Origin of the sequence: Stenotrophomonas sp. HMWF003 (assembly GCF_003061285.1) — a bacterium.
Lineage (GTDB): Bacteria > Pseudomonadota > Gammaproteobacteria > Xanthomonadales > Xanthomonadaceae > Stenotrophomonas > Stenotrophomonas maltophilia_AP.
This window is the reverse complement of record NZ_QAIW01000270.1, coordinates 4315-9078: the sequence shown is the minus strand read 5'-3', so window position 1 is coordinate 9078 and position 4764 is coordinate 4315. Positions and strand designations below refer to the sequence as shown.

3 protein-coding genes and 1 pseudogene are annotated in these 4764 nt (G+C 65.9%); 3 read left to right on the top strand and 1 reads right to left on the bottom strand.

Features of this window, described 5'->3' with window-relative positions:
* Positions 1-34: 34 nt before the first annotated feature.
* Positions 35-2791 (bottom strand): aconitate hydratase AcnA, encoded by a 2757-nt coding sequence (gene acnA / locus DBR34_RS11190; protein ID WP_128096850.1) that lies wholly within the window; start codon positions 2789-2791, stop codon positions 35-37.
* 286 nt (positions 2792-3077) lie between these two features.
* Here acnA and DBR34_RS11185 point away from each other — a divergent pair, with 286 nt between their 5' ends.
* The 3 genes and pseudogenes from DBR34_RS11185 to DBR34_RS22720 all read left to right on the top strand — a co-directional run.
* Positions 3078-3302, top strand: coding sequence for an AbrB/MazE/SpoVT family DNA-binding domain-containing protein (locus tag DBR34_RS11185; protein WP_038688544.1), 225 nt, complete (start codon positions 3078-3080; stop codon positions 3300-3302).
* Positions 3303-3309: 7 nt separating this feature from the next.
* Entirely contained in the window at positions 3310-3708 is a 399-nt protein-coding gene (locus DBR34_RS11180) for a type II toxin-antitoxin system VapC family toxin (protein WP_128096849.1), read from the top strand.
* Between the two features lie 61 nt (positions 3709-3769).
* Positions 3770-4764 (top strand): annotated as a pseudogene (locus tag DBR34_RS22720) (aconitate hydratase B); the annotation flags it as partial.

Genomic DNA, 4764 nt, shown 5'->3' with positions numbered 1-4764 from the left:
GGCCCCGACCAACGGTCGAGGCCCGCCGGTGGGGTCAGCCCTTGGCTGCCAGCTGGCGCAGCACGTACTGCAGCAGGCCGCCGTGCTTGAAGTACTCCACTTCCTTCGGCGTGAGCAGCATGACGTGGACCTCGAAGGTCTTCGCCGTGCCATCGGCCTTGGTCGCGGTCACCGTGGCCGTCTTGCTGGCACCATCGTTCAAGCCGGTGATGTCGATCGTTTCCGAGCCGTCCAGGCCCAGGCTCTGCGCGTTCTCGCCGGCCTTGAACTGCAGCGGCAGCACGCCCATGCCTACCAGGTTGGAGCGGTGGATGCGCTCGAAGCTCTCGGTGATCACGGCCTTGACGCCCAGCAGGTTGGTGCCCTTGGCCGCCCAGTCACGCGACGAGCCGGTGCCGTATTCCTTGCCGGCGAACACCACCAGCGGCACGCCGTCGGCCTTGTACTTCATGGCCGCGTCGTAGATCGCCAGCTTCTGCGGCTCGCCACCGCCGGTGGGGAAGTACAGCGTGTTGCCGCCTTCCTCGCCGCCGAACATCAGGTTTTTGATGCGGATGTTGGCGAACGTACCGCGCACCATGACGTCATCGTTGCCGCGGCGGCTGCCGTAACTGTTGAAGTCGGCCGGCTGCACGCCGCGCTCCTGCAGGAAGCGGCCCGCCGGCGAGTCCTTCTTGATGTTGCCGGCCGGGGAGATGTGGTCGGTGGTGATCGAGTCGCCGAACAGGCCCATCACCCGCGCCCCATGCACGTCGTCGACGTGACCGACCTGCATGGTCATGCCGTCGAAATAGGGCGGGTTCTTGATGTAGGTCGAGGCGCCGTCCCATGCGTACAGGTCGCCGTCCGGCGAGGCGATGGTGTTCCAGCGGGTGTCGCCCTTGAACACGTCGGCGTAGTTCTGCTTGAACATCTCCGGCCCGATGGTCGCGGCGATCACATCGCCGATTTCCTTGTTGCTCGGCCAGATGTCACGCAGGTAGACCGGGTTGCCGTCGCGGTCATTGCCCAGCGGTTCGGTGGTGAGGTCGATGTCGGTGGTACCGGCAATCGCGTAGGCCACCACCAGCGGCGGGCTGGCCAGGTAGTTCATTTTGACTTCCGGGTGCACGCGCCCCTCGAAGTTGCGGTTGCCCGACAACACCGAGGTCACCACCAGGTCGCCGGCGGCGATCCCGGCGCTTACTTCGGCCGGCAGCGGGCCGGAGTTGCCGATGCAGGTGGTGCAGCCGTAGCCGACCACGTAGAAGCCGATCTTCTCCAGCTCGGTGAGCACACCGGCCTTTTCAAGGTAATCGGTGACCACGCGCGAGCCTGGGCCAAGCGAGGTCTTCACCCACGGCTTGCGGTCCAGGCCCTTGGCGGCCGCGTTGCGCGCCAGCAGGCCTGCGCCGATCATCACCGCCGGGTTGGAGGTGTTGGTGCACGAGGTGATCGCGGCGATCACCACCGCGCCATCCTTCAGGCGGAATGTCGTGCCGTCCAGTTCGACATCGCTGTAGCCCTTGGCCAGCTGTTCGTTGCCGACCGCCGCGCCGCCGCCTTCGTTGACGAAGTTGGACACATCCGCGTTGCGCTTGTCGCGGTTGGTGGTCAGGCCGACCAGGCTGTCGCGGTAGTTCTGCTTGACGTCTTCCAGCAGCACGCGGTCCTGCGGCCGCTTGGGGCCGGCCAGCGACGGCTTGACCGTGCCCATGTCCAGTTCCAGCGTGGCGCTGTAGCTGGCGTGCGCGGTCTGCGCGTCGTGCCACAGGCCCTGCGCCTTGGCGTAGGCCTCGACCAGCGCGATCTGCTCTTCACTGCGACCGGACAGGCGCAGGTAGTTCAGCGATTCCTCGTCGATCGGGAAGATGCCGCAGGTGGCGCCGTATTCCGGGGCCATGTTGCCGATCGTGGCGCGGTCGGCCAGCGGCAGGTGCTGCAGGCCTTCGCCGAAGAACTCGACGAACTTGCCGACCACGCCGTGCTTGCGCAGCTGCTGGGTGACGGTGAGCACCAGGTCGGTGGCGGTGGCGCCCTCGGGCAGCTTGCCGGTGAGCTTGAAGCCCACCACCTGCGGGATCAGCATCGAGGACGGCTGGCCGAGCATGGCCGCCTCGGCTTCGATGCCGCCCACGCCCCAGCCGAGCACGCCGATGCCATTGATCATGGTGGTATGGCTGTCGGTGCCGAACACGGTGTCGGGGTAGGCCACCGGCGTGCCGTCCTTGTCGGCGGTCATCACCACGCGCGCCAGGTTCTCCAGGTTCACCTGGTGGACGATGCCGGTGTTGGGCGGCACCACCTTGAAGTTGTCGAAGGCCTTCTGGCCCCAGCGCAGGAAGCCGTAGCGCTCCATGTTGCGCTGGAACTCGATCTTGCCGTTGAGGTCCAGCGCGTCGGGCGTGCCGAACACGTCCACCTGCACCGAATGGTCGATCACCAGTTCCGACGGAATCTGCGGATTGATCTGTTCCGGGCGGCCGCCCAGTTTGACCACCGCATCACGCATCGCAGCCAGGTCGACCACGCAGGGCACGCCGGTGAAATCCTGCAGGACCACGCGCGCGGGCATGAAGGCGATCTCGATGTCCGGCTCGGCGGTCGGGTTCCAGCGGGCCACCGCCTCGATGTGGTCGCGGCCGACCGTGGCGCCGCCGTCCTCGTGCCGGAGCAGGTTCTCCAGCAGGATCTTCATCGAGTAGGGCAGGCGGGAGATGTCGAACTGCTGTCCGAGCTTGGGCAGGCTGAAGTAGTCGTAGGTCGTGCCGCCGACGTCCAGCTGGCTGCGGGTGGAGAACGAATCGCTCATGCGGGTGACTCCTCTTGCGGATGGCTTGCGTTGGCCCGCCCGAGGCAGGCCTGCTTGCGTTCGCCGTTGGCCCAAAGGCCCGGTGACCGTTCCGAGTATGAACGATTCAGCCGGCCTGCGACCTGCGGCATCGGGTCTCAGGGTACATAGAGATATGTATCCCTGATGTCATGGGGACCTGCGTATCCTTTGGCCGGCAAGGCCGGAACCGGCCGTGGCGCGTCCTCGGGTAGAAGTATGCCCCCGGAAGTATGTATAATTTGTGCATACTTTGGAGGGCCTACCGATGGAAGCCACCGTTGCAGAACGCGGACAGATCACCTTGCCCAAGGCGGTCCGCGATGCGCTTGGCCTGACCAAGGGCACCCAGCTGAAAGTGGAACTGGACGGCAGCCGGATCATTCTGCGCAAGAGCGTGGACGACGCGATTTCGCGCGCGCGCGGCAAATTCGCCCTGGATGGCTTCGATTCGGCGCAGGCCGCCGTCGACGCGGTCCGCGACGCCGAGTGAGCCGCGCATGATTGCCGTTGATTCCCCGGTCCTGATCGAGCTGCTCAGCAACGGGCCCCAGGCCGATGCCGTGGAAGCCTGCCTGCGTCAAAGCCTGGTCGGGGGGCGCGTGGTGATCTGCGGCGTCACCCTGGCCGAGATCTGCGCCTCGTTGCGCGGCGGCGCCGAGGTGCAGGGCGCGCTGGAGGAAATGGGCATCCATTTCAGCCCGCTGGAAGCCAAGTCCGCATTGCGTGCCGGCGAGATGCACCGTCGCCACCGCCAGCGCGGCACCGGCAGGCGCGGGCTGGACGATTTCATGGTCGGGTCGCACGCGCTGCTGCAGTGCGATGGCCTGATCACCTGGAACGATACGTTTTACCGCGACTACTTCAAGGGCCTGAAGCTGATCGTGCCGCACGCTTGAGCCCACTTATTCCACCGCTGTATTCAATCGCAGTCTTTTCAAAGAAATCCCGGGAGTTGTCATGTTGGAAGCCTACCGCCACCACGTAGCCGAGCGCGCCGCGCTTGGCATCCCGCCGCTGCCGCTGAACGCCCAGCAGACGGCCGACGTCATCGAACTGCTGAAGAACCCGCCCGCAGGTGAAGCCGAGTTCCTGCTCGACTTGCTGGTCCAGCGCGTGCCGGCCGGCGTCGATGACGCTGCCAAGGTCAAGGCCTCGTACCTGGCCGCGATCGCCCTGGGCAGCGAGACCAATGCGCTGATCAGCCGCGAGCGCGCCACCGAACTGCTGGGCACCATGCTCGGCGGTTACAACGTCGCCCCGCTGGTGCAGCTGCTGGATGACGCCGTGGTCGGCGCCATCGCCGCCGACGCGCTGAAGAAGACCCTGCTGGTCTTCGACGCCTTCCACGACGTGCAGGAAAAGGCCAAGGCCGGCAATGCCAACGCCCAGGGCGTGCTGCAGAGCTGGGCCGATGCGGAGTGGTTCACCAGCCGCCCGCAGGTGCCCGAAAGCCTGACCATCACCGTGCTCAAGGTGACCGGCGAAACCAACACCGACGACCTGTCGCCGGCCCCGGACGCCACCACCCGCCCGGACATCCCGCTGCACGCCCTGGCGATGCTGAAGAACAAGCGTGATGGCATCGAGCCGGAAGAAGACGGCAAGCGCGGCCCGGTCAAGTTCATCGAATCGCTGAAGGACAAGGGCCACCTGGTGGCCTACGTGGGCGACGTGGTGGGTACGGGTTCGAGCCGCAAGTCGGCCACCAACTCGGTGCTGTGGTTCACCGGCGAAGATATTCCGTTCATCCCGAACAAGCGCTTCGGCGGCGTGTGCCTGGGGTCCAAGATCGCCCCGATCTTCTACAACACCATGGAAGACGCCGGCGCGCTGCCGATCGAACTCGACGTGTCGCAGATGAACATGGGCGATGTGATCGAGCTGCGCCCGTACGACGGCAAGGCGCTGAAGGACGGCGCGGTGATCGCCGAGTTCAAGGTCAAGTCCGACGT